19 protein-coding genes are annotated in these 26,438 nt (G+C 41.0%); 3 read left to right on the forward strand and 16 right to left on the reverse strand.

The window, feature by feature from the left end; genetic code table 11:
* Nucleotides 1-5: 5 nt before the first annotated feature.
* The 3 genes from QX565_RS12175 to QX565_RS12185 form a co-directional block, all read right to left on the reverse strand.
* Complete coding sequence (locus QX565_RS12175) at nucleotides 6-3,311, reverse strand: SusC/RagA family TonB-linked outer membrane protein (protein WP_002558505.1); 3,306 nt, start codon at nucleotides 3,309-3,311, stop codon at nucleotides 6-8.
* Nucleotides 3,312-3,338: 27 nt separating this feature from the next.
* Entirely contained in the window at nucleotides 3,339-4,367 is a 1,029-nt protein-coding gene (locus tag QX565_RS12180; RefSeq protein ID WP_007483144.1) for a FecR family protein, read from the reverse strand.
* A gap of 66 nt (nucleotides 4,368-4,433) precedes the next feature.
* A complete protein-coding gene (locus QX565_RS12185) occupies nucleotides 4,434-5,006 on the reverse strand; it encodes an RNA polymerase sigma factor (protein WP_002558507.1) in 573 nt (190 codons plus the stop codon).
* A 261-nt stretch (nucleotides 5,007-5,267) separates the two neighbouring features.
* Here QX565_RS12185 and QX565_RS12190 point away from each other — a divergent pair, with 261 nt between their 5' ends.
* A complete protein-coding gene (locus tag QX565_RS12190) occupies nucleotides 5,268-6,038 on the forward strand; it encodes an endonuclease/exonuclease/phosphatase family protein (RefSeq protein WP_002558508.1) in 771 nt (256 codons plus the stop codon).
* Between the two features lie 41 nt (nucleotides 6,039-6,079).
* On the opposite strand, the gene QX565_RS12195 is transcribed toward QX565_RS12190, so the two are convergent.
* The 4 genes from QX565_RS12195 to QX565_RS12210 all read right to left on the reverse strand — a co-directional run bounded on the left by QX565_RS12195 (nucleotide 6,080) and on the right by QX565_RS12210 (nucleotide 11,246).
* Nucleotides 6,080-7,483, reverse strand: a complete 1,404-nt coding sequence (locus tag QX565_RS12195) for a sugar porter family MFS transporter (RefSeq protein WP_002558509.1) — start codon at nucleotides 7,481-7,483, stop codon at nucleotides 6,080-6,082.
* 9 nt (nucleotides 7,484-7,492) lie between these two features.
* The gene (locus tag QX565_RS12200; protein ID WP_122201220.1) at nucleotides 7,493-8,584 is read right to left on the reverse strand and encodes a DUF4434 domain-containing protein; all 1,092 of its coding nucleotides are present in this window, start codon (nucleotides 8,582-8,584) and stop codon (nucleotides 7,493-7,495) included.
* Between the two features lie 772 nt (nucleotides 8,585-9,356).
* Nucleotides 9,357-10,856, reverse strand: coding sequence for a butyryl-CoA:acetate CoA transferase (locus QX565_RS12205; RefSeq protein WP_002558511.1), 1,500 nt, complete (start codon nucleotides 10,854-10,856; stop codon nucleotides 9,357-9,359).
* A gap of 33 nt (nucleotides 10,857-10,889) precedes the next feature.
* Complete coding sequence (locus QX565_RS12210; protein ID WP_289292881.1) at nucleotides 10,890-11,246, reverse strand: hypothetical protein; 357 nt, start codon at nucleotides 11,244-11,246, stop codon at nucleotides 10,890-10,892.
* Nucleotides 11,247-11,577: 331 nt separating this feature from the next.
* Between QX565_RS12210 and miaB the strand changes: the two genes are divergently transcribed.
* Together miaB and QX565_RS12220 are read left to right on the forward strand one after the other, a co-directional pair.
* The gene (gene miaB, locus QX565_RS12215; RefSeq protein ID WP_221648380.1) at nucleotides 11,578-12,951 is read left to right on the forward strand and encodes a tRNA (N6-isopentenyl adenosine(37)-C2)-methylthiotransferase MiaB; all 1,374 of its coding nucleotides are present in this window, start codon (nucleotides 11,578-11,580) and stop codon (nucleotides 12,949-12,951) included.
* A gap of 370 nt (nucleotides 12,952-13,321) precedes the next feature.
* Nucleotides 13,322-14,428 (forward strand): glycoside hydrolase family 88/105 protein, encoded by a 1,107-nt coding sequence (locus tag QX565_RS12220; RefSeq protein ID WP_289292882.1) that lies wholly within the window; start codon nucleotides 13,322-13,324, stop codon nucleotides 14,426-14,428.
* Nucleotides 14,429-14,570: 142 nt separating this feature from the next.
* On the opposite strand, the gene QX565_RS12225 is transcribed toward QX565_RS12220, so the two are convergent.
* The 9 genes from QX565_RS12225 to QX565_RS12265 form a co-directional block, all read right to left on the reverse strand.
* Nucleotides 14,571-15,845 (reverse strand): acetylxylan esterase, encoded by a 1,275-nt coding sequence (locus tag QX565_RS12225; protein WP_289292883.1) that lies wholly within the window; start codon nucleotides 15,843-15,845, stop codon nucleotides 14,571-14,573.
* Between the two features lie 2 nt (nucleotides 15,846-15,847).
* Nucleotides 15,848-17,296: a phosphohexomutase domain-containing protein gene (locus QX565_RS12230; RefSeq protein WP_289292884.1), complete on the reverse strand. Its 1,449-nt coding sequence runs from the start codon at nucleotides 17,294-17,296 to the stop codon at nucleotides 15,848-15,850.
* Nucleotides 17,297-17,324: 28 nt separating this feature from the next.
* Complete coding sequence (locus QX565_RS12235) at nucleotides 17,325-18,029, reverse strand: N-acetylmannosamine-6-phosphate 2-epimerase (RefSeq protein ID WP_289292885.1); 705 nt, start codon at nucleotides 18,027-18,029, stop codon at nucleotides 17,325-17,327.
* Between the two features lie 22 nt (nucleotides 18,030-18,051).
* Nucleotides 18,052-18,891 (reverse strand): endonuclease/exonuclease/phosphatase family protein, encoded by an 840-nt coding sequence (locus QX565_RS12240; protein WP_221648385.1) that lies wholly within the window; start codon nucleotides 18,889-18,891, stop codon nucleotides 18,052-18,054.
* 21 nt (nucleotides 18,892-18,912) lie between these two features.
* A complete protein-coding gene (locus QX565_RS12245) occupies nucleotides 18,913-19,743 on the reverse strand; it encodes an endonuclease/exonuclease/phosphatase family protein (RefSeq protein ID WP_289292886.1) in 831 nt (276 codons plus the stop codon).
* Between the two features lie 19 nt (nucleotides 19,744-19,762).
* Nucleotides 19,763-21,031, reverse strand: a complete 1,269-nt coding sequence (locus QX565_RS12250; RefSeq protein ID WP_289292887.1) for an MFS transporter — start codon at nucleotides 21,029-21,031, stop codon at nucleotides 19,763-19,765.
* A 4-nt stretch (nucleotides 21,032-21,035) separates the two neighbouring features.
* A complete protein-coding gene (locus tag QX565_RS12255; RefSeq protein ID WP_289292888.1) occupies nucleotides 21,036-22,838 on the reverse strand; it encodes a T9SS type A sorting domain-containing protein in 1,803 nt (600 codons plus the stop codon).
* Between the two features lie 68 nt (nucleotides 22,839-22,906).
* Nucleotides 22,907-24,859, reverse strand: coding sequence for a putative Ig domain-containing protein (locus QX565_RS12260; protein WP_289292889.1), 1,953 nt, complete (start codon nucleotides 24,857-24,859; stop codon nucleotides 22,907-22,909).
* 94 nt (nucleotides 24,860-24,953) lie between these two features.
* Entirely contained in the window at nucleotides 24,954-26,432 is a 1,479-nt protein-coding gene (locus QX565_RS12265) for a RagB/SusD family nutrient uptake outer membrane protein (protein ID WP_289292890.1), read from the reverse strand.
* Nucleotides 26,433-26,438 lie beyond the last annotated feature (6 nt).

Genomic DNA, 26,438 nt, shown 5'->3' on the forward strand with positions numbered 1-26,438 from the left:
ATCAATTAAAATTCCACATTGAGTCCGAATATAAATGTTTTGTTCAACGGATAGCAGCTTGCGCCTGATCCGATACTGTTTTCAGGGTCGAAACCTTCGTAAAAGTTGTTTTTTATGGTAAACAGATTCTGTGCACTTGCATAAATTCTCACTTTGGATAGCGCAGCTTTCTGTATCCATGTTTGCGGCAGCGTATATCCTAATACAATATTTTTCAGGCGGCAATAGGCTCCGCTTTTTACCCAGAAGCTTGATATCATATTGTTTGGATTGGTTCCGCTGGGATCTTCAAGTAAAATCGGGAATTTTGCATGGGGGTTGTCCTCAGTCCAATAATCCAGTTGATATTTATATATCGTGTAATTGCCGGATAAAGCACGTGCCCCTGCTCCGGAGTAATATACATCTCTTTTACCCACTCCCTGAAAGAACAAGGAGAAATCAAGACCTTTCCAATCGCCGCCTAATGTCAGTCCGAATTCATATCGCGGAGTAGAGTTGCCGAGTATCGTACGGTCGTAATTATCTATTTTTCCATCGGGAACTCCATCCGGACCGCTGATATCTTTATATTTAATATATCCCGGTTTTATATTGTTGGGGTTACCACCGTATACGGGAGAGTTGTTGATCTCTTCCCGGCTTTGGAAATAACCGTCGGCAACGTATCCGTACCATGAGTTATATTCTTCGCCTTCTTTGGTGATTGTTGTAGTGCCTACGTACTCTTTCCCATATAAGTCTATTACTTTGTTTTTTACATCAGAAAGATTTCCTTTGACGTAGTAGTTTACACTACCGATACGGTCTTGCCAGGATAGCGAAAGTTCCCAGCCGCTGTTTCTCATCGAACCGGCGTTTTCCCATGGAGCCGTCATTCCTACGAACAATGGAACGGGGAATTGCTGAAGCATGTCTGTGATATTTTTTATATAATAATCGAAGGTTGCATTCAAACGGTTATTAAACATACCAATATCGATACCCGCATTAATTTGTTTTGATTTTTCCCAGGTTATTGCTTCGTTAGCCAACTGAATCTGTGCGACACCGGCAGCAAGCTCTTTATCAAACCAATATCCATAGGTGGTAGTGCTTCCTATAGATGAAGCATAGGGATAATAGCCACTGATAGCCTGGTTACCTAATTCTCCATAGGAGGCTCTTAGTTTCAGATTGCTTACTACACTTTTAGCCGATTCAAAGAAGTTCTCTTCGGATATTCTCCATCCGGCGGATACCGAAGGGAAGAAACCCCAGCGATGTCCTTTCTTGAATCTTGAAGTACCATCGTAGCGACCGTTGACTTCGAGCAGATATCTGTCATTGTATGCATAATTTAGTCTAAAGAAGTATGACAGCATAGACCATGCGTATTTTGAACTGGAATTCGATGCGGTACTAACGTCACCATTTACAAGTTCTTCATATCCATCGTAATAATAATTTTTACGACCGGCTAACAGATAAGTGTTATGTAATTCTTCGCTTTGAAATCCAACTAACGCTTTCAGGTAGTTCTTATGGAAATTCTTTTCATAAGTTCCCTGCAGATTATATTGTTTGGTAACTGTTTTTGTTCTATGTTCTGATTTTGATGATCCTGTCGTCGGAAATTCTCCCTTTGATACGCCACTTTCGTATACCTGATAGGGTTTTACAAATGCATTAGTTTCGCCATCTGCGCGTTTCCATGAATATGCTCCGAAAATATTGAAGCCCTTGAAGGGATCGATAGACAAAGTTGTTCTTGCAGTATATTCGGGAGCAATACTATTTGTTGTACATCCGCTTTGTACCATAGCAATGGGATTGGTTCCGTTAATACCATACCCCCATGTACCATCGGCGTTGATGCCCGACATGATGGGGGTCATGGTCAGGGCTTTGCCTATGATATTGGCGGGAGTATCCATTACGGGAGATTTAGCAGTAGCCTGGCGTATGCCTATATCTACTCCGAGTTTCATCCATTTATTAATTTGGGTGTCTGTGTTTACGCGTAAAGAAGTTCGTGTGAATTTGTTATTATCGATAAGGCCGTTTTGTGCATAATATCCTGCTGTAGCAAAAAGTTTTGTTATATTGTTACCGCCACTGATACTAACAGAATAATTTTGGGTGGTTGCGTGGTCTTTGATTACTTCTTTTCGCCAATCCGTATCGTAATAATTAATGTTGTCTACACCCCCGTTTTTATAAATATCGATGGTTTGGGTGTATAATGGTTCTTGGCTTGCGTTGACACGTGCCACATCTACTGCCTGCATGTACTCGATGGCGTTTGTAGGCGTAGGCAGTGTGGTTGGTTTATTATAACCCATATAGCCATTAAATGTTAGTTTCACTTTTCCTTCGGAACCTCGTTTTGTGGTAACCAATATTACCCCATTTGAAGCCCTTGAACCATAGATGGAGGCAGAAGCTGCATCTTTTAATACAGTAATTGATTCTACCGAATTCAAATCGATGCGGTTCATGTCACCTTCTACCCCGTCGATTAATATCAATGGAGAGGTTGCTGAGTTCAGTGAGCCCAACCCTCTAATCTTGATAGAGGCATTGTCTGCTCCCGGTTGACCAGATGATTGAATGGCAGTAAGTCCGGGGATTACACCCTGTAGTGCAGCAGAGCCTGTAGAAACACTTCGTCTGAGAATATCTTCGCTGTTCACACTTTGTACTGATCCCGTGAGATTTATTTTCTTTTGGGTACCATATCCTACGACTACTACATCGTCAAGAAGAACATTGGAACTATCCAGAATGATGTTCTTGATTTCAGATTTGTTTACCTTAATCTTTAGCGGAGTATAACCTATATACGTATAAGTTAGTGTAGTCGGTTTTTCTAATTGTAACTCATAGTTACCGTCAATGTCCGTGATTGTTCCAACGTTGTTGTCGGATATGATGGAAGCTCCTATCAAAGCTTCACCGTCACTTCCCTTTACCTGACCTTTAATTATAATTTTTCCGACCGATTGAGGGTTTGATTGTGTACTCCTTTTTGACAGGATGATTTGTTTCTGACTTTTAATAATATACGCAATTTCGGTATCTTTGAATAAACTATTGAGTATGGTTTCAATGGATTTATTCTCTGTTTTGAAACTGACCTTTTTAGTGAAATCCGGTAAGTTCTCTGCATAAAAGAACTTATAACCGGTGTCTCCCTCAATTATTTTGATTGCCTGTGCAATTGTTTTATCGGCAATACTAACAGAATGCTGTGCGTGAACCGGATAGGTTATAACTAATAACACTAACAGGCATAACAGCTTAAACGGTTTTAAATTATTATTTTTCATAGGCTTAATTTGTTAACTGGTTTATTTTTATCTATGTTTTTTTATTATATTCTTTTGGGCAGAGACTGTTATTACAGAGTCGGTTACTGTATATGTCAGCGGATAACTCAGGCTCATCACATATAGGACATTAGTTAATGAGTTATTCTGAATGGTACCGGTGAATTTCATATTTCTCAGCTTTGCATCGTTAATATTGATTTTTACGTTATACATCCTTTCGATGGTTTGCGCAATGGAAGACAAGGGTTCGGCATTACAAACAAGCTGTCCTGTTCTCCAATAATTGGCGATTGAAATATCATCAGTTACTGATGCTTTGATAGTCTGTCGTTTCAGATTATAAGTAGCTACTCCGTTAGGAAGAAGAGTCACACTCTCTTTGTTGTTGTAGACTTTGACTTTTCCTTTGGCAAGAGTAGTAGTAATAAGGCTGTCAGTAGGATATGCTTTTACGTTAAATTCAGTACCTAAAGCTTCAATGTCTACTCCGTTACATGTTACAACAAATCTTTTATCAGGATTTTTGGCTACTTCAAAATAAGCTTCCCCATTAAGACTTACCATGCGCTCTTCGGAATTGTAATTACCGGAAAATGATATCTTAGATGCAGAATTCAAATGTACTATGGTACCGTCTGCTAAGCGCATACTCCCTTTTTGGCCCGGTTCCACTTCAAAAGTATAGATGTTACTCTCCATATTCTCTTGATGTTCTGCAAAATTATTGTATAGTAAGTATGCAGTAAATGTTGAGCATACTATAATTGCAATAGCGGCAGCAACTCCTGGAATGGAGTAAATACGACGTTTGATGCTATGTTTGGGCGATACAGGTTTGGAAGAAACGGCTCCTTTGATTTTTAGCTGAATGTTATTCCATATTTCACTTTTGAGCGATTCATCAATATCTTCGGAGGCACTTTCCCATGCTTCCCTGCTATTGCGTTCGGCATCTTCAGAATTCATCCATTTGGCCAGTTCAGCACGTTCGGATGTTGAAGAAGAGCCTGTGAGCAGGTTCGTGATTAAATGTTTTATGCGTTCTATCTTCATCTTCTGTGGTTATTTATAGTATATATCCACAGCTCCCACAAAAGGATTACAAGAAAATGAAATATTTTAGAAATTTATCGAAGATACTGAAATAAAGATCATGAAAGCAGAGCCCATTTTGGACTTAAGAAAACTAATCGTACGATGTATTTGGGTAGAAACGGTTTTTTCTGAAATAGAAAGTTCCTGTGCTATTTCTTTGTTAGACAGTCCTTTGCTCCATCTCATCAGGAATATTCTGCGACGTGCTTCCGGAAGTTCGGCCAATAGAGAAAGAATTTGTTGTTCTATCATGTCGCGTGATAAATTTTCTTCTATGTCCGATTCTTCCTCTTCTTTGGCGGTTTCCTGTACCTTGATGGCATAACTTTTAAAGATATTGAGACGGCGTATTTCACGGAATAATAAATTTCGGGCAATAGAATATATATAGCCTTCAATATTGCCATTCACATCGAGATTTGATCGTGAATCCCATAATTGGAGAAACGTGTTTTGAGTAATATCTTTCGCCAGGTCTGAGTCATATATAAACGAATTTATATAATTGAAAATCTTTCCTACATAACTGTTGTAGAGTGATTCAAAGGTCTCTCTATTGCCGGAAATAAAAGATTCTATATCGTTTTGTTTTTTCATAAAAAACGGATTTGTATGATAATTGCGATGGTTCTCTAAAAATATTATTTATTTTAGTCTTATTGGATTGAAAAATCTGATTTTATCGGGTTTCTTAATTCATTTGTAACTTGAAATTCGTTTAAAATTTAAAGTTATCATTGCAAAATGCAATTATTTGATAATTACTTGCCCTTTTCATCCTTTTGCGTTAATAAATTGCAATATTAGTAACTAAAAATAAATATTAATAATATATTTGTTTCCAAAATCGAGTATGCCATGAAAAAATTATTTTTTATTCTCATTCTTTTATCCACTTTGAATATAAATGCTCAGGACACTTTGAAACTCAGGGTGATGACTTATAATCTGAGATTCGGTGAACTTGCAACTATTGATCAGTTAGCGGAACACATCAAAGCTTTTCAACCTGATTTCGTAGCTCTTGAAGAGGTGGATGTAAATACCCACCGGACACTTGCGCCTCATCAAAACGGCAGAGATATGCTCTCTGAATTGGCCGGAAAAACAAATATGTTCGGACTCTATGGAAAAACGATTCATTTCAGTGGTGGTTATTACGGTATTGGAATACTTTCCAAACATCCTTATATAAGTGTAAACAAATTAATGTTGCCTAATCCTCAAGGGGCGGAACCTCGCGCTCTTCTTGAAGGATTGTTTGAGGTTGGGAAATCAGATACTATCTTTTTTGCAGCCACCCATTTGGATGTGACAGACGAGAAAACTCGCGAATTACAAGCACAATACATCACTGATTATTTTAAAACTTCTTCTTATCCTGTGATAATTGGCGGAGATTTTAATGCTGAACCCAATTCTAAAGTCATAAAGAAAATTATGGCTCGTCATTGGTGGGATGCAACCGATTCGGCTTTAACTTTTCCCGCCTGGGAACCTAAAGTAAAAATTGACTATCTATACGCCCGTCCTCAAAAGGGGTGGAGAGTAGTACGAACCCAGGCGGTTCACTCATTATTGTCAGATCATCTTCCTATTATCACGGAACTTGAATATGTGCGTGAATAATAAATAGTTAGGTTTCATTTACATATATTTCATTTATTAAATTATTTTTCATTCCAGTTCTTTTCTATTTCTTCGAGGCTTTTTCCGGTGGTTTCGGGAACTAATTTCCATATAATCAGAATGTATGGAACGCACATGCCTGCGAAGATGAGGAATGTACCCGCCGGAGTAAGGTTCTGTAGCATCCAGGGGGTAAGTTGTCCGATGAGGAATGTTCCGATCCAAAGCGAGAATCCGGCAATGGACATAGCCAGTCCCCGGACTTTGATAGGGTACATTTCGGATAGAAGTACCCAGATAACAGCACATATGGATATGGCACAACAGAATATGTAGCTTAGGAAAAATATCAATAATGCAGTGCTTGGTATTTGCAATTCGGCTCCTTTGATAAAGTAAAATGCAATAAGCACTAACGAGATTATCATTCCCGAAACGCCATAATAAACGAGTTTCTTTCGTCCGACCTTATCGATGATAACCAATGCCAGTACGGTAGTGAGCATGTTAACCATTCCCACCAACACCTGGTAGAAAAGAGAATCTCCACTGGAGAGGCCACTTTCCTGAAAGATAGACGGGCCATAATAAAGTACGGCATTCACTCCCATGAATTGCCCTAAGATAGCGATGGATGCCCCGATAATTACTGCTTTGAGTATACCGGGCCGCAAAAGTAGAGACCATTCGGACTTGGATTCTCCGCCGGCAACTTGCCGTATGGCACTTATTTGTACCTCGGATTCGCTTTTACTGCCATAAATTCGTTGCAGAATACGACTTGCCCGCATTTCTTTATTTTTAAGAACCAACCAACGGGGGCTTTCGGGAATAAAGAAAATGATTAAGAAAAAGAGTAATGCCGGAACTGTTTCCATACCCAACATTCCTCTCCATATCTCGTCTGAAAAGATTTTAACAATCCATTGGTTACTCGATTGGGCAGCGGCATCGGCTCCAAGCACTAATTGGTAATTGACCAGATAAGCCCCTAAGAAACCGATGGTTATGGCTAATTGGTATAATGATACCAGTCGTCCCCGGTATTGGGGAACGGATACTTCGGATATATATAATGGTGAAATAATAGAAACGACACCGATACCGACTCCACCGATAATACGGTATATCACCAGTTCATTGAAGGAGGATGCTAACGCACAACCTATGGCAGATGCCGAAAATAGTATGGCCGAGAGAATCATTGTGTTTTTCCGGCCACCTCTGTCGCTTAGAATTCCGGCGCAGGCGACACCACCGATAGAGCCTATCAACGCACAACCTACGTACCATCCGGCCTGAAGGGTGTTTAGCCCGAATTGTTGTGATACCTGTGCTATTGTTCCTGAAATAACGGCTGTGTCATATCCGAATAGGAAACCTCCTAAAGCGGCCACTACCGATAGAAATATGATATATCCTATATTTGTTTTTGATTGGTTCATTTCTGCTTATTATTTGATATCGAAATATTCTTTATAGCGATCATACAGATGCCCGGCCTGGAGATAAGCTGACTGCGGGCTCATAAAATGAGAGAATTCAAATGTTATGGCTTTATCGTATCCGGCTCTTTGAGCTGCCTCAAGTTTAAGTCGTAATTTATCAAATTTAATAGGGAAAAACTTAATAGGCATATCTCTGTCGAAAGATTCGGCATTTGTCCAGCATTTCAATCCATATTTATCGGCCAGTCTTTTGTTTACTTCAAAGAAGGCATCCAGTTCATGATAATCTATCTGTCCGTCCTGGAAAGCGCAAGCATCTACTACATCACTGATTCCGGCAAATATTTCATCCCATTCTTCTTCGTGTTCCTTCACTGAAATTGAATCTTTCCTGCTGAGCATGGCGCTTGAAGCCTGTACAGCTTTTTTTCCGTCAATCCATGGAGATATGAACGTAGGCAGTCCGTTTGAAATATCTTTGCATTGTTTTCCTAATGCGTGGAATGTGCCGATTGCACCTTTGGTTTTCCGGCTGATTTCCGTACTGATATACCATCCCTGAAAGCTTTTATACTTCTCTCCGTAATTTTTCCAGACTTCATCAATTACATGTTTGTTGTGTTCTATTTCCCAGGTGAGATCATTTGTGTCCCAATATCTTCCGGAGTCGTACAAGCCAAAATAGAACTTCATACCATATTTATCAGCCAGTCGCAGATACATATCCAAAAGATCGACCGAAGGTTTATAGCAACCCTGACCGATCAGATATTCAGATGGATAAGTAATAAATTTACGATATCCTGAGCGGATCATAATGACAGTATCTATACCAATTGCTTTCATGTGTCGGAAATCGGCATCCCACTCTTTTTCTCCCCAGTTCTGATGAGGGATGTCATGAGATATTTCATCCAGAAAAGTTCCGGTTATTTTTAGTGCATTATTTGTGGGAACGATGAGTTTGTTCCGGATTTCGTCAGTTGTAGTTTCTTGCTCCTTTGAAATGCATGAAGAGAGCCATGACGGTAAGGTAATAGCGGCGGTGCCTGCCAATACTGATTTCTTTAAAAATTCCCTCCGATTGTTGATTTTCATATTTCCTGGTTTTTATGATTGTACAGATTATTGGTTTTCTAAAAATAGTATATATTCTAATGGATAGTAGTTTGTTGCACTTTCTTTGTGCATCCTTTTTCTAATCTTCTATTTATAGGAGATTAGAAACCTGTTTTTCTAAGAATATCTCAATCTTTTCGGCAAATAAAACAATAAAATTATAATCTTGCAAGTATTTAATTAAATATTTTATTAAATACTCTAATAAAATGGATATATTATATAAAAAGACCCGAATATATTAGGGAAGAAAAACTATAAGTTGAGTGAAAGTGAATAACTGGCAATGATATAGTTTGTAAAAGTGTATACCCTGGCCTTTGAGAAGTCCGATTAAAAGTTCTGTTAATTGTATTGTTGGATTTTATATTTACAATTAATATTGATGATTATTTTTTTCTTTTCATTCTGTAATATCTTATGTATTGTCTGTTTGTTCCTCGTAGAGAATCGCCCCGTTCCTCGTAGAGAATCGTACCGATCTCCGTAGAGTTTCGGGGTATTTCTCGTAGAGGAAAAAAGTACTTAATGTAATGCGTTGAAAATGAGTAATTTGTCTGATCTTTTAAAGAGTACTTTTATGTCTTGTTTTTTCTTGTGACTTTTACCTTTAGAAATGTTTTGCTATCTTTTTGTATATTTACAAATATGATATATGATTGGTGTTTTGTGGATATTCGGAATAATAATAGCGGCATAAATCCAATTTTGGATTTATGCCGCTATATTTGAGATTTTGGGGTTGTGACTCTTATTTGGCGTATTCTGCCCAGTTTACATTTCTCATATCTCCACTTTTAGCAAGCTCTGCATGCATACCTAATGCAGCCTGGATGCAGTGTGGTGTTTGGGCTTTGCTACCTGCCAGTTTGAGGTAATCCCAAAGTAACTGTTTGTAGTCTGGGTGAGCACAGTTTTCAATAATAGCCTGTGCGCGTTCTTTCGGGCTCTTGCCACGAAGATCGGCTATACCTTGTTCGGTTATAATAATATTAACCGAGTGTTCGCTATGATCGAGGTGAGACACCATTGGAACGATGGCACTGATCTTACCTTCTTTGGCTACAGAAGGACAAGTGAAAATAGAGATGTAAGCATTACGGGTAAAGTCTCCCGATCCGCCGATACCATTCATCATTTTCGTACCACCGATATGTGTGGAGTTTACATTACCGTAGAGATCTGTTTCGATGGCGGTATTTATAGAAATGACACCCATGCGGCGAACAACTTCAGGACTATTAGATATTTCCGAAGGACGAAGAACCAACTTGTCACGGAAGAAGTCCATATCATCATAAATACTTTGCAGGCAATCGTTGGTCACAGTCAGAGAGCAGGCACTACCAAATTTAACACGACCCTCACGAATCAGACCAATTACAGAATTCTGGATAACCTCTGTATACATTTCAAAGGCCGGAATTGTATTATCGCGACCCAATGCACCCAATACAGCATTGGCAATATTTCCCACACCCGATTGTAGCGGAAGGAATGTAGAAGGAATGATACCACGTTTCATATCGGCAGCCAGGAAGTCGGCTACATTCTGGCCAATTTTATCAGTCAAAGGATCAGCCTCTGCAAAACTGCGGGCTTCGTCAGGCCAGTTGGTTTCTACTACACCGACAATCTTATTAGGATCTACTTGTATGTAAGGTGTACCAATACGGTCACTTGGTTTGTAGATTGGTATTTCGCGGCGATAAGGTGGGTCAAGTGGTTCGTACACATCGTGCATTCCCATCATATTCTTGCTGTGTGCACTATTTAGCTCTACAATAATTTTATCTGCAAGGCGGCAGACAGTCGGAGCAATACCACCGGCAGCTGTCAGATAGATTTTTCCGTCCGGAGTTACTTCACAGGCTTCGATGATGGCTATGTTTACTTTTCCCATAAATCCATAGCGTACTTCCTGTGCCATTTGTGACAAGTGGATGTCGTTATAAGCAATCTCGCCATTGTTTACCGCTTTACGGAAATCTGAGTTAGTTGTGTACGGAGCACGGTAACGGATTGCTTTAGCGCGTGATAATATACCATCGCATGAATCGCCTGTGGAGGCACCTGTAAAAATGCCAATCTGATACGGGTTTCCTTTAGCGTGTTCAGCTTCTGCTATTTTTGCAATTTCAGCCGTAACGGCTTTGGCCGTTCCGGCAGGAGTAAACCCGCTAAGGCCGATATTGTAGCCATGTTTTACAAGGCTGGCAGCTTCCGCTGCCGAGATAAAATTCAATGCCATATAAACTGTATATTTTTCGTGTTAGAATTTACATTAATATTTTCTTTGCAATATTTCGGACCAGATAATGGCACGCCTTGCCTCTTCTGCCGATTGAATGGAAAACTCACCTTTATCCACTGGGGCTTCTTTGGCAGCTTTGGGGGCTGTAGTAGGGACATAAGTACTTCTAATGCCTTCCTTGGGGAGGGGGGCTTTAGGTGGTGCTGCTACTTTCTTTTGTGGTTTTTCAAAGATTACGGATTCTTTAAATTCTGGTTCATACTCATATTCGGGAGTTGGCATAGGTATGCTTTTTTCTGGCTTGTTGGACTTTTCTTTGTTGAACTGTTTGTAAATTCCAAAAGCGAGAATACCTGCTACCAAAAGAAATTGCATAACATCTTCCATAGGTTCGTTGGATTTTTGTTCGCCAAAGGTAATTATTTAATCTGATTAGAGCTAACATTTTAGCATGAAAAAAGGGCAGCTTCACAGCTCCCCTTAATTTTTTTAACCTAAACCTTAACTATGAAAAAATCTAATGTTTCTTTCATTGCACAAAAGTGTGAAATAAAGTTGAAACCTCCAAGTTGTAACTTGGAAAATGTTTGCTTCTTTAACATTAATTATAACTCTTGGCTTCGATTACTAACTTGAAACGTTATTTTTGTTTCAAATTGCCACTTATTGACTCTGAAGCCGTATCTTTGCAACATCTAATTTAAATAATGATAAAATTATGAGTGAATTAACGGGAGCGGACTTTAAATCCGCAACTGCTGATGACAACAAGAAGTTGTTTATTGAAACGTACGGCTGCCAGATGAATGTGGCCGACAGTGAAGTCATTGCCTCTGTGATGCAGATGGCCGGGTATTCTGTGGCCGACTCTTTGGATGAAGCAGATGCTGTGTTTATGAATACTTGTTCCATTCGTGACAATGCCGAACAAAAGATTCTGAATCGTCTGGAGTTTTTCCACTCGATGAAAAAAAAGAAGAAACATCTGATAGTAGGTGTACTGGGATGTATGGCAGAGCGTGTGAAGGATGATTTGATTGAGCATCATCATGTTGACCTCGTAGTAGGTCCTGATGCTTATCTTACTTTGCCCGAATTGATAGCTTCGGTAGAGGCCGGAGAGAAGGCGATTAATGTGGAGCTGTCTACAACGGAAACGTACCGCGAGGTCATTCCTTCCCGTATTTGCGGAAATCACATTTCCGGGTTTGTGTCTATTATGCGTGGATGCAATAACTTCTGTACGTATTGTATTGTCCCCTATACCCGTGGACGTGAGCGTAGCCGGGATGTGGAAAGTATCCTTAATGAGGTGGCCGATCTGGTGTCAAAAGGGTATAAAGAAATCACGCTGTTAGGGCAAAATGTAAATTCTTATCGTTTTGAAAGAGAAAATGGAGAGGTTATTACTTTCCCGATGCTTCTGCGCACTGTAGCCGAAGCAGCACCAGGCGTGAGAATTCGTTTTACTACTTCGCACCCCAAAGACATGAGTGACGAAACGCTGGAAGTAATAGCACAAATGCCTAATGTATGTAAACACATTCATTTGCCGGTGCAAAGCGGAAGTTCACGTATTCTGAAGTTGATGAACCGGAAATACACGCGTGAGTGGTATCTGGATCGTGTAGCTGCCATCAAGCGTATCATCCCCGATTGCGGATTGACTACTGATATTTTTTCCGGTTTCCACTCAGAGACGGAAGAAGACCACCAGGAATCTCTTTCACTAATGGAGACCTGTGGTTATGATGCTGCTTTTATGTTTAAATATTCTGAGCGCCCCGGTACGTATGCTTCCAAGCATTTGGAGGATAATGTCCCGGAAGATGTTAAAGTGCGTCGTCTTAATGAGATTATAGCCTTGCAAAATCGGCTTTCTGCTGAATCTAATGCGCGTTGTATCGGAAATACTTATGAGGTTTTGGTGGAAGGAGTATCCAAGCGTTCGCGCGAACAGCTTTTCGGTCGTACAGAACAGAACCGTGTAGTGGTATTTGACCGGGGTACGCATAAGATCGGTGATTTTGTAAAGGTGAGAATTACTGAAGCCAGTTCGGCAACACTGAAAGGTGAAGAAGTAATAGCTTAATCTCGCTTATTTCAGTATGGAAATGAGCGAAACTCACCACAGAGTAACACAGAGTTTAAATCTTTATTGAAACGCAGATGATCGCAGATTTTCGCAAAGGGAAACAAATCTAGGATAAAGAACTACAGTCTTTTAATCTGTGTTAATCCGCGTTTCATCAGATAAATAGTACTCTGTGTTACTCTGTGGTGAAATACACTCAAAACTATTTTAATATGAGTGATTCTTTATTTTTTTGTTCAAGAAAGTTTTATCTTTGCTCTAAAGCGAAGATAAGCTGTACCTTGGCATAAAAAATAAACGAGTTCATTTTATTCTGCTCTCGGTTTGCATTATCTTTGCCGTATAAACACTAAATGATTGTACTACTATGAACAGATTTTTTCTTTTGACATTCTCTCTTTTGTTCTCATTGTCGATGATGGGGCAGTTACCATTTCAAAAGACAGACGTAAAGGATGTTATGAAAAAAGTGGCCGATTGGCAGATCGCTCATCAAAAGGATGTGAAACACGGAGCACTGGATTGGACAAATGCCGCACTTTACATGGGAATGCTCGATTGGGCTGAACTGGCTGAGACGGAAATGGGGGATGCCTCTTATTATGATTGGTTGGTGAAATTGGGTCGTCGTTATGGCTGGCAGCCTGATAAACGAATGTATCATGCTGATGATATTGCTGTGGGACAGGTTTTTATAGACCTGTATAATAAGTATAAAGATAAGAATATGTTATATCCTACCCAGGCACGTGCAGAATGGGTGGTAAATCACCCTTCGGATGGACCGATGGATCTTGACTATAAAAAGCGCGAGACACTGGAACGCTGGACTTGGTGTGATGCACTCTATATGGCTCCTCCCGTATATGTGAAGCTCTATATGCTGACCGGAGATAAACGGTTTATCAAGTTCATGAATAAAGAGTATAAAGCGACCTATGACCTTTTGTTTGATAAAGATGAACGTTTGTTTTATCGTGATTCAAGATATCTCACTCAAAAAGAGGCGAATGGATCAAAAGTGTTCTGGGGACGTGGTAATGGCTGGGTACTTGGCGGATTGGCGGAAATGCTTCAGGACTTTCCAAAGAATGATAAGAACCGTAAGTTTTATGAAAACCTTTTTATAACTCTTTCTGCCCGTGTGGCCGAGTTACAGAGTGCTGATGGCTTCTGGCATGCAAGTATGCTTGATCCGGCTTCTTATCCTTCGCCTGAGACCAGTGCTACCGGATTTATCGTATATGCTCTGGCATATGGGGTAAATGAAGGTTTGTTGGATAAAGATACTTATCTCCCTATTGTTGAAAAAGGGTGGAAGGCATTGGTTTCTGCTGTTGAAACAGATGGTAAGCTGGGGTATGTACAACCCATTGGAGCTGATCCTAAGAAAGTGACCCGTGATATGACCGAAGTGTATGGAGTCGGAGCTTTTCTGTTGGCCGGTAATCAGATTTATAAGATGTCCCGTTAATAAAGCGTATATAAATATAATGAAGGTATGTCAAAACTCACCACAGAGTAACACAGAGTTTTTTGCTAATAATCAACGACTTAAAATCATCTCTGTGTTACTCTGTGGTGAGTTTTGACACATTTTGTGATGGTCTGGTTTCTTACTTTCCCGTCAGTTTGTCTATTAACCATTGATTGACTTTTACATTCTGTTCCGGATAGCGCCAATGCCCGGTTTCCTTTAGCAGATAAAGTTCTTTGGGGGCTTTTATAACATTATATGCACTGTAAAATGAAGTAGGCGGGCAAGTCTCATCGCTATACCCCCAGGAATAAAATCCGGGAATATGAATAAAACGTGCGAAATTGACTACATCGTAATATGCCAATGTCAGTGTTTCTTTTGGGGTAAGTTTTTCTACTCCAAACCACCCTCCTGCCCGGTTATGTGCATATCCTGCTATATCACAAAGAGCCGGATAAAAAGCCGCCAGGTATTTTACCCTGGGATCGAGAGCAGCAGTAACCAAGGTCAGTGCTCCTCCCTGGCTTCCACCATAAGCCGCCAGATTCTCACCATCATATTGTGGAAGTGAGGCAATGAAATCGTTCGCCCGTATACAACCAAGGAACACACGGTTGTAATAATACTCCTCCCGGTTATCCATGCGATGATACATGTAGTTTTTGAGTGCTCCCGCTTGTAAGTTTGCGTATGCTTCCGGTTTTAGGTCTAAAGGAATACCATGAATCCCTATCCGGAATGTGATAACTCCCATACGTGCAAGTTCTTTATCTCCGGTGTGCTTTGCCACACCGGCTCCCGGCAGACGCAAAACAGCAGGGAAACGTCCCTCTTTATTAGGAATACATAATACTCCATACAGGTAATTACCGCGGGAATAATGGGATATTTTCACACGGTATACTTTTACGTCGGCATCGCTTTCTTCCGGTATAAATGTCATTTCCGATTGCATGGGGTATTCTCTCATACGGGATATTTGACTGTCCCAGAACGAACGGAAATCCTTTGGAAGCAGAGTGGTAGGTTGTATCTTTTCACAATCATATGCAATGTTAATCAAATTCCGATAAGGAAATCCGTCTACTGTAGCCCTGACTTCACAAGACAGGAATCCGGGAGAGCGCAGTCCTGCTGCTTCTATGGTGGCAGAACCGTTTTTTAGAAGTACGGAGCCTTTTTGTGTCGGAGACATTTTTTCCGGACCTATCTTATATTCTATTTTTACATTTTTCAGTTTTTGCTGGTCTTGAAATAAGGAAATGGTGAAACGTGCCGTTTCGCCTACTTTATAATTCCAATCATAGTGGTCGGGTGTAATCTGGATGGTTACCAGGTCTTTATTTCCTTTTGCTGCCTGTGTACTGATAGTAAAAAGAAATAGAACGGATAGAATCAATATTCTTTTCATATTTAATGTTTTGTTAGATTGGATATGCTGCCGGATACTTTAAAAAGCAGATTCTGACCGTATTGAAGCAGAGCAGTTACTTCTTCCCCTGTCTGTCCTTCTGCATAAAAACGGATGATATCCTCCGTTTCGGAACTGCGGATTAATAGCCATCGGCAATCTCCTTCAAAAACGAATTTGAGTCCGTTTACAAGATTGCGGCTACTTAAAAACGGCAGAATCTTTCGGATTGCGAAGCCTGCTATTTCATGAGGCTGATTTTGATGTAGCCAGGGTAACAGTTCATTTTTATCTGGTTGTGTATAAACCATATCAATGCGGTCATAACATATAACTCCCATCTTTTTTTGTTTCTTTTCCAGGTAGTCGGAAAGTTTGCAATAAGGGGATGCAGAAAGCATTTCGAGGAGTAATAGTGAAGAGAATATGCCATCCCGTTCGGGGATATGCATACCGTAGCCGAATCCTCCGCTTTCTTCGCCACCGAAAGCTATGGAATGGGTAGTCATGATGTCAGCAATGTATTTGAAACCGACCTGGACTTCATATATAGGTGTTTGAGGAGATTCGAAGATGCTGCGTACTTTGTCTGAAACGGAAGACGTTTTTACAATACCGCCTGGTATTTGTTTTACTCGTTTCAGATAGTCTACTAACAATAATATTGTATTTTGTGCCGATAACCATTCACCTGTATCCAGGCATACCCCTACCCTGTCGGCATCTCCGTCTGTTGCTACACCAAAAGCAAAATCTCCTTCTTTTAATGCTTTCTTTAGTGGCAGCAGGTTTTTCTCAATCGGTTCGGCCAGTCGTCCGTGAAAAGTTTCGGACGCTTCGGAGTATATGGTATCCGCCGGACAGTTATGGGCATCCAGAATCTCCTGGATGAGCGTAAGCCCTGCCCCTCCCATGCTATCTGCCAATAGATGTAACCCTGCTTTTTTTATTATTTCAAAATCAATTAATTTTTCAATATGCTCCGTATAAGCTGGTATAAAGTTCATCGGATGTATGTTCGATACAGAACGCCTTATGGGGGATGCATATAAATAACTTTCTACTTTTCGCGTGTCGTCTGAATTGAACGGACCTCCTAAACGTGATTTGAATTTGATACCGTTATATGAAGGAGGATTATGTGAAGCAGTAATCATCACTCCGGCACAACAGCCTGCATGCAAAGTGGCATAAGATAATACCGGTGTCGGAGTGATGCGATCGGATAATAATACTTCTATATGGTTGCCTGATAGTACTTCGGCAAAAATCGTAGCAAACAATTGTGAGTTCTTGCGTGTGTCATAAGCCAAGGCTACCCGGGGGAATTCTTCTTTATAATTGTTATGTATGAAATCTGCAAATGCCTGGGCTACCACTGATACGGTCTCTTGATTTATTTCCGTATCGATGTGTGCTCTCCAGCCATCTGTTCCAAAAAATATATTCATGTTTTTTATTGTTTAATGTTTCTGACTGTTAGAGAATATTTACCTGTTGCAGGGCTTCCGAAAACCATTTTGTGATAAGGTGGGGGCGTGTAATGGCTGAACCCACAACGACTGCCCAGGCACCGTTCTCAATACCTTTTGCAGCTTCGAGAGGGGTATTATAGCGTCCTTCGGCAAATACAGGGCACTGGGGAAGAGCGTTGACACATTGGCGCAGTATTTCCAAAGAAGGTCCGTTGTGGGATTCTTCTGCCGTATACGGAGTATAACCGCATAGGGTAGTTGATACACAGTCAGCACCGGCTTCCCGACATGCAATGGCTTCGTCAACGGTTGATATGTCCGACATTATTTTTACTCCTGTATATTTCTTTTTTAGATTCCGGATATATTCCGGTCCGGTAAGTCCATTTTCCCGTAGGCGGAATGTTCCATCCACAGCAATCAGTGGCGTACCAATTGCAATCAGTGCTTCTACTTCCCTGAATGAACCGGTAATACGCACAAATCCGTCCGGGAAATAAGATTTTGTCAGACCGATTACCGGCAAATGACTATGTCTGATGAGATAGTCCGTTTTTTCTATACCACAGGAGCGGATACCGGCAGCACCTCCCTGGGCCGCACATTGGGCAAATGCTCCTACTCCTTCGGGTGAATTAAAGGGTGAGCCTTCCTCGGCCTGACACGAAACGATGAGTCGGCCTTTAACTTTTTGAAATATGTCAATCATTGTTTTTCTGTATAGTAAGTTCTTAAAAATCAACAGTAATAACTATAGGATAATGATCCGACATATAAACCGGATCTGAATTTTTAGTGATGGTTACTGCTTTGATTACCGATATATATTCATTTACAAAAATGTAATCTATCTGTGAAGGCGGATACAATTTACCATAGCTGTGTGCTGTTCCTGCCGGCCCTGATTTCTCTGTTGCAATTTCCCGTGAATTGCTGAATTCACTGAGAAAAGTGTGAATGGGGGGAGTTTCGGGAGTACTGTTCATATCTCCTGTAATGAACACGGCTTCTTCGGTTGCCATTTCTTTTATTTTCCGGCAGATTAACCGGGCACCTTCTAACTTGGCTATCTCTCCGACGTGGTCGAGGTGAGTGTTAAACACGTAAAAGCTGCGGCAATTTTCTATATCCCTGAATTTTGCCCACGTACAAATGCGGGGGAATTTACCATCCCATCCCCGGCTGACAACATCCGGAGTTTCGGATAACCAAAATGTTCCGTAATCTAATACATTCAGTTTTTTCTTGTTGTAGAAGATGGGAGTAAATACATCGTTGTCCGGTGTACCCTGGCCGGATACTCCAAGCCACTCGTAAATACCGATGGATAGGAAATCCTGTATCTGGTCGATGAGTGGTTCCTGCATGCATACAATATCATACTGATAATTGCTGAATTCTTTGATTACCATTTTTTTCCGGTTCGACCAGGCATTCACTCCGGTGTCCATGTTTGAACCACGAATATTAAAGCTGCAAATTGTAATTTCGGTTTCGAAATTTTCACCATGTACCGGCAACCATGACAGGCTCAGGCAAGCAAAGAGGAATATATATATTCTGAAAGCCATATTTGAGATCTTTTTATTGAATTATAAACGGGCGTTGATAAATACAGCATAATGATCAGATGGGAAAAAGCCGTTTGGATAATGTTCGTCGTCGGCTTCGTATTCTAACACTGTGATTTTATCATTTACAAAGATGTAGTCGATACGGACGGGCTCTACCTGCCCGAAATTGTGAGCTGTACCTACCGGTCCTGAGATATGGGGAGCAATAACCCGGGAATCTTTATAGTGAGAAGTATACTCTTTGTATGCATCGGTTGTATCGAAACTGTTCATATCTCCGCATATAAAGACCGGGGAGTTTCCTGCAAATTTCCGGGCTTGTGCACAGACCAGGGCTGCACCTTCCTGTTGTGCTATACGCCCTTTATGGTCGAGGTGAGTATTGAAAACATAGAATACCTTTCCGTTTTTACGGTCACGAAACTTGGCCCATGTACAATAACGATCGTACTTTCCGTCCCATCCTTTTGAAAAAGGCGTCATTGTTTCGGACAACCAGAACATTTCATTATGCAATAGTTCAAAACGCTCTGCTTTATAGAAAATAGGGTTGTAAAGCCCTCGGATTCCTACAAAAGCATGGCCTGTGGCCTTTTCTATATCTTCAAGCTGATTGGCCAATACTTCCTGCATACATACGATATCAAAATTGTGATGTTTGATTATTTTGCATAAGGAGTCTTTTCGGAATTTCCAGGAGTTAATACCATCATTGGGCAGATCCCCCCGGATATTATAAGTACAAAAACGGATGTTACAATCGGTCGTTTTACTCTTTCCCTGAACGGAAGAAATAATTCCTGTTGAGACAAATGATAAGATAAATAGGATTTGAAATACTCTTTTCATGATTTGTATTGTTTAGTAGTTAATTTTTTCTTTTTGCACTCCAGATTATTATCAGGAATAATAGGGATATGAAAGCTGCGGAAAGCCAGAAAATACGTATGGCGGAGAAATCATAGATAGGGTTTCCATCGATGATAACTTTACGTGATTCTATTAGAAAACCACTGACTACGTCTTGCAAGCCGGCTGCTATATAACTGGCTATTCCGATGACTCCTACTGCTGCGCCGGTTGCTTCTTTGGGAGCTATGTCTATGGCCATGAGCCCTCCCAAAAAGCATAACAGAATACCAATGGATATGCCAAACAGTATCATAGAAATAATGTCCAAAACCTCACAGTGCTGCGGACCGAATAGAAATAGTACCAATGCAAGCAGATTGAGCAAGCTGAACAAGCAAGCCGGTATGGTTCGGTTACTGTGGAATAGCTTGTCGGATAGGAGACCGGAAAATACAGTACCTACAATGCCACAGACCGAACTGACGGATACGAGGGTACTGGCGGTTACAATATTATATCCTTTTTCTATCTCGAAATAATATACTCCCCAACTATTTACAGCATACCGACTGATATACATGAATGCACTGGCAAGTGCAAGCATCCATATCATCGGGCTTTTTAAGACTTCAAGCTGCTTACTTTTAACGGATGAGGCTGTTTGCTTTTCTGCGGAACCGGATGGGATTGCTTTCCATTCGGGAGGAGCCGGTTTTAAGAAAATGAATATTAGAGCAACTCCTGCAGCTCCCAGGCATGCAGCACTCATAAATCCCCACTGCCATCCTAAAGCACCAACGATGAATGATGTAAAGATAAAGGTAAGCGCTTCTCCAATGTTGTGACTGGCACTCCAAAAGCCATATACTGTTCCGCGTTCTTTCTCTGTAAACCATCGGTTTAATGCAATAACACTACAGGGGCCGCCTACTGACTGAAACCAACCGTTTATCGCCCAAAGTATGACAAATGCCCAGAATGGTACGGCAAATCCGAGTGCGGCATTTACCAAGGTCGCTACGAGAAGTCCACCCGCCATCAGATAACGCACATTTACCCTGTCGGCTAAAAAACCATTGACAAATTTCCCGATTGCATAGGAGAAAAATAAAGCCGAACCGATTATGCCTAATTCTGTCTCAGTAAGATAACCGGTGTCTACTATTGGCTTTTTAACCACATTCAGACTCAGCCGGCAAACATAGAAAAGGCCATAACCTAAAGTTGCTGCTGTAAATACAGCCCATTTGGTCCGATTCGTTCGATTTTGTTGAGTATGATTCATCTTCCTACTTTTTGATTATTTTCTTTGACAGGATACTCTGTTCTGAAATACATTTGATAATATAGACTCCCTGGGGGAAATGAGATATATGAATTGCTTCGGAAGTATCTTGAAGGACATGGTCAACCATTAACTGTCCTTGTGTAGATATAATCTGAAGTCGTATTTTTCCCGTTAAGCCTTTAATGAAAAACTTATCTTCCACAGGATTCGGATAGACTTGAAATGTGGTTTCTTCAGTTTCTGCCCAGCCTACTCCTCCATTGGATTCTACCTGTAATATACAAGCAGAGTCCGAGCTGTCTCCAAGTTCGTCGGTACCTCGTATTGCCAAAGGAAAAGAACCGCTTTCAGAAGGAGTACCCGACAAATCCCCTTGAGATGAAAAATACATGCCGGAAGGTAAATCACCGGAAAGTAATTGATAGGTCACTTTTCGTGAACCACCCCGGTGATAGACGCAATTGCGGTAAGAAACTCCTTCCTGTGCCGGTATCACATGATTGGTGAATATCCGGATATGTGCGTAAGAAGCTAAAATGACATTATTGCCCGATCCGATTGCTTCTAACGGGAATGTGGTTGTTCCGGATAGAGTCAGGTTGGTAGTATTGTAAATAGTACCGTATTCGTTGGCTTCTTTGAAATTGGTCAGCGTAAATAAACGGTATTCTTTTGCATCCGGTATAAATAATAGATCGGTTATTTCCTCGTCTGTTTTATTACCGAAACGTTTCACATTCAATACTTGATTCTCTGAAGATAATTTTACGATAAAGGCATCTTTCGCACCTTTATCAGGGAGGTTATAGCGATTATCTCCGGATGGGTTGAAAATTACTTTCCCCATACAATAACCTCCTGCGTATATTTCATCGTTATCGTTGACGTATAAGGTATTGATTGCCGTATTTTTGCCTGTAGATGTTCCTCCGGCTGTATAGATGGATGAGTAGCTACCGTCCGGATTGAGTATAATGCACAAAGCATGCTGTATCCCTGTGGATGTAGTGGTTTGTGTGGAAGAACCGATAGAGAGCTGCTGACTGGTTGTAGAACCGGATAATATGAGTTTACCGTCACTCAGGCACGCTATGTCGGAAATCGTTTCATTCCCTGCTCCTATTATCGGGCATGTCCACTTCTTTTCGCCGGATATATTGAAACGGCTGACAAATATATCTGTGTTGTTTGCAGTCGTTCCCTGGTATGTTCCGGCAAGAATAATATCCGTGCCATCGGTCTCTATTTTTTTTCCGGAGGCGGATAAATAGCCCTCTTCAGCAGAGTACCACAGTTGTTTTCCGGATAGAGTATAAGCAGCCAGAAAGCACCTCTCTTCCGAACTTCCGCAGAGATATACTGTTTGGTTGAATAATATAAAATCCTGAATGATGAAGTCTGCACTTTTTTCAAACGAAACGGGTGAAGATACTACTCCTTTCGGGGATACCGAATATAATTTTTCGTTTCCGTCATTTCCGGTAAGAAGCCATAGTACTCCCGCCTCATCGGATATTGCGGATTTCACTTTTGATTCGTTTTCGATTCTGATTAAACATTCGCGGATACCTTGTACCGAATATCTGGCAGCAAAAATAGCCGGGAGTTCGGATACCAGTCCGGTTTCCGTATTGGAAATGAGCTCTCCGCTAAATTCTCCTGTTAACCAGATGTTATCACCGTCCGATACTATTTGCCGTCCGCATACTGCCGCTATACTTCCGAAATGATGAACCGTTTCGGGCTGTTGGGCATACGATACAGTACAAATAGAGAATATAATGATGATTAGAATTTTGTTCATGATATACATATCGTAGGGAAAGAATACCCGGAATTCGGGCGTACCGGGCATTCTTCCATTGATTAATATTAGTAGACGCTTGCTTTATGTACCGATTTCTTTCCCGAGATACTATCTTCCACAACTACGGTATAGATACCATTGTCTACAGTATAACGGTCATTGCCTTTTAAACGGTTTTGTATTATTAATCTGCCGGACAGGTCGAATATCATCACTCTGCAATTCGATGTACTTGTTGATACTTCGATAGCACCGTGGTCTCCCCATACCCTGATAGTTTCCTGTTGATAGTCTTTCAGTCCGGTACCGGTAGAAACAGTAAGTGTATATTCGGCAAATCCAATGTTTCCATCAGCGTCTTTCATGCTGATCACAATCGGATAAATTCCCGTAGTAGTACTTGTTCCACTTAGTTCGCCGGTTGCCGGATTCAGATTGAGCCCTTCGGGAAGAGTACCATAATAGAGTGTGAATTCGGCATCACCATTGGCATTTTCTGCATTAATAACCTGACTGAAAGCCGTACCGGGTTTAATGACAGGTAATACAGCCGGAGTTGCATAGATTTGCTGATAGCATAGTAAAGCTACGCTGTAGTTGCTGCCGATAGTTGGTATTGTAATCGGGTCGCCAAACAGGTTTACGGGAGAAGCCGTACCGCCGCTACGGGTAGATATCATATCGGCCACATATAATAATCCTTCATTTCCTACTACCATAGCCATCGCACCTTCCCGGGTAGCATCTCCTATGCGGTGTCCTATCAGTACTTCGCCTCTTGATGATAATTTCATCAGATACATATCCTGTCCTCCTTTAGCTTTAGAAGGGAACTGTCTTGCCTCGTCTTCTGTATCCGGATTAAAATAATAAGTTCCAAAAGAAGTACCGGCGTTCCATATCGAGCCATCTTTGTCTATGGCAACTGTTTTGACATCTGTCGGTTGGTTGATACTGCCTGCTATATAATTCCATTGATAGTTTCCGTTTGTATCGAAAGAGACAATCAGCATACTGTTCCAACTTCCGGAAGTGTCCAGGGTCTTCATGGTTACTTCGGGTGCATTATCCACAACCAGATCTTCGCTTCGTATCACACCGCCGATGACTACCTGATTGCCGGCTACATCCATGGCATTGATATCGTCTAATTTACTACCTGTTAAACTGCGTGCCCAAATCAGATTTCCGTCAGCTGAATATTTAATCAGGAAATTGTCTGTGTTTTCTACAGAAGCCGCCGTCATAGACTGTGTTCCGAATTGAATGGTTCCGCTGAATGTTCCGGCTGCATATATTCCCCCTTCTTCGTCTACAGATATAAGATTTCCCGTTCCTGTTCCGCTTCCTGACATTGTTTTTGTCCAGATCAGATTAGCGTTACTATCGTATTTAGCGATAAAGAAAGCGAGTTCGGAATCACCGGATGAAATTTCTGAGTTACCTCCGTTTATATCCATATTTAAATTTCCGGTGAAAGCTCCGGTAATGACAAAACTTCCATCATTTTGATTTACTGCTATACTTTTAATAACAGGTTCTATACCGGAGGCGGTGCCTTTCAGCCAGACAGGATTTCCGGTCGCATCGTATTTAGCGATCAGGAAATCTTTATAGTCGGATTCTATTTTAAATGTTTCGGAGATTTGAGCGTCAGACTCAAAATTACCTACGACGTAAGAGTTGCCTGAGGCATCTGTGGCGACACTTTGTATGATTACCGAGCCCGATGTACTTTTAATGGATGAGGCAAATACGCATTGTTTATTGGGGGTAAACTTGGCTATGTATGCATCCATTACGGTGGAGGTTCCTTTTATTTCTTTATCACCGATTGTCATTTCTGCTCCGGTGAAACAACCTGTGAGGTATACATTGTTGTCGGCATCTATAGCCATACTTTTGGCTGAAGTTTCTACATCGGTAATCCCAAATTGGCTACTCCATAAATATTTCTGAGAAAAACCGGTTAAACAGTTCATTACCAGTGCTGTGAAAAGGAAAAGTCTTGTTTTCATAATTGTAATAATTTTAATTTATAGGTATAGCAAGGACCAACAGAGAGAGTTGACTCCCTGCGGAAAAGTTTTTAAATAAAATAGTATTCGGATTTTAGTATCCGTCGTTCTGATACATTCCGGATGGATTTATGGACACTTCCCGCCAAGGTATAGGAAGTAATAAATCGCGTTTGGAACACCCCTGTACCGATTTACTGCTCAGGAACTCTACCAGGTCGCCGGGCTTATAAAACCGGAGAAGATCAAACCAACGGTGGTTTTCAAAAGCCAATTCGATGCGGCGTTCGTGCAGAATGACCTCTTTGAGAGTAGGATAGGCTGCTTTGTACGTTTCAGAAGCCTGATCGTAAGGTTTTAATTTGGCACGGGTACGAATCATATCAATATAAGTAATGGCTTCGGGTTCTAAGTTGAGCGCCTCATTTACTTCGGCAAGCATCAGAATAACATCGGCATAGCGCAACACTATCCAGCAAGAACCACCGCGCCCTTGAGAATCTCCCAAATCTACATATTTGTTGACATAGGGAGTTGTTCCATAGGTCTTGTACGAAACCACTTTGCGCATATCGCCGGTTTCGTATTCTTTAGTCAGGTCATTTTCCGGAATATTGTCTCCCAAACCTTGTGATTGTGAAATGATTCCTGTGGCATTGAGTGGCTGAAAATTTTTCGCAAAGTAAGAGCCTTCGTCGGTTCCCTGTAAGTACATTACCTGAAATATGATTTCATTGCAGGCAATATTGGCGACACCGAATACTTTGCCATAGGCGATATCTTCCAGTTTTCCGAACGGGCGAACGTTGTAAGCGGCTTCGAGGGCTTCTTTAGCCAATTGAAGATAGTCTTGAGTGGCCCCATCATTTAACCGTTTGGCCATTGTAAGGTATACTTTTCCTAATAAAGCATATCCGGCTGTTTTTGAAGCACGTCCGAAATTGGGATTGTTTCCGTCAAATCCCCAATTGTCCGGCAGTTGGCTTTGAGTTACAAATTCCAGGTCTTTTACAATAAAGTCATAAACTTCTGCTATCGGGCGGCGACCGTATTTGAGGACTTCCGCTTCACTGTTTAATTGTTTGTCTACAATAGGAACATCACCAAACAGTTGTGACAGGTTATAGTAGGATAAAGCACGCAAAAAACGGGCTTCTGCTTTGTATTGGCTCTTCTTCTCATCACTCATCGGTACGGCATCGATGTAGTCGAGCACTACGTTACTGCGATAGATACAAGTGAACATTCCGTACCAGGCCCGTTGTACCTCTGCATTGCTCGATGTCAGATTGTATACGTCAAAATCATTGTATATACCCGAATTGGCTGTTTTGGATGCTAATGTGGTATTGTCGGATCTGATTTCAGTCCAATAATACATGTTATTGTAATAATTTGTTTTTAATCCGTCATAGGCGGCGTTTAACGCCTGATACATATCATCCTCAGTTTTATAGAAGTCTTTCTTATTGAGTTTATCAGGGTCGGAACGTTCTAAGAAGTCACAGGCGGTAAATCCCGTAATCAAACAACTAAAGAGAATTATGTTCTTTATTAATTTTATCTTTTTCATAATGCG

It is taken from the genome of Bacteroides sp. 41_26, assembly GCF_949740115.1.
In the GTDB taxonomy this organism is placed as follows: domain Bacteria; phylum Bacteroidota; class Bacteroidia; order Bacteroidales; family Bacteroidaceae; genus Bacteroides; species Bacteroides nordii.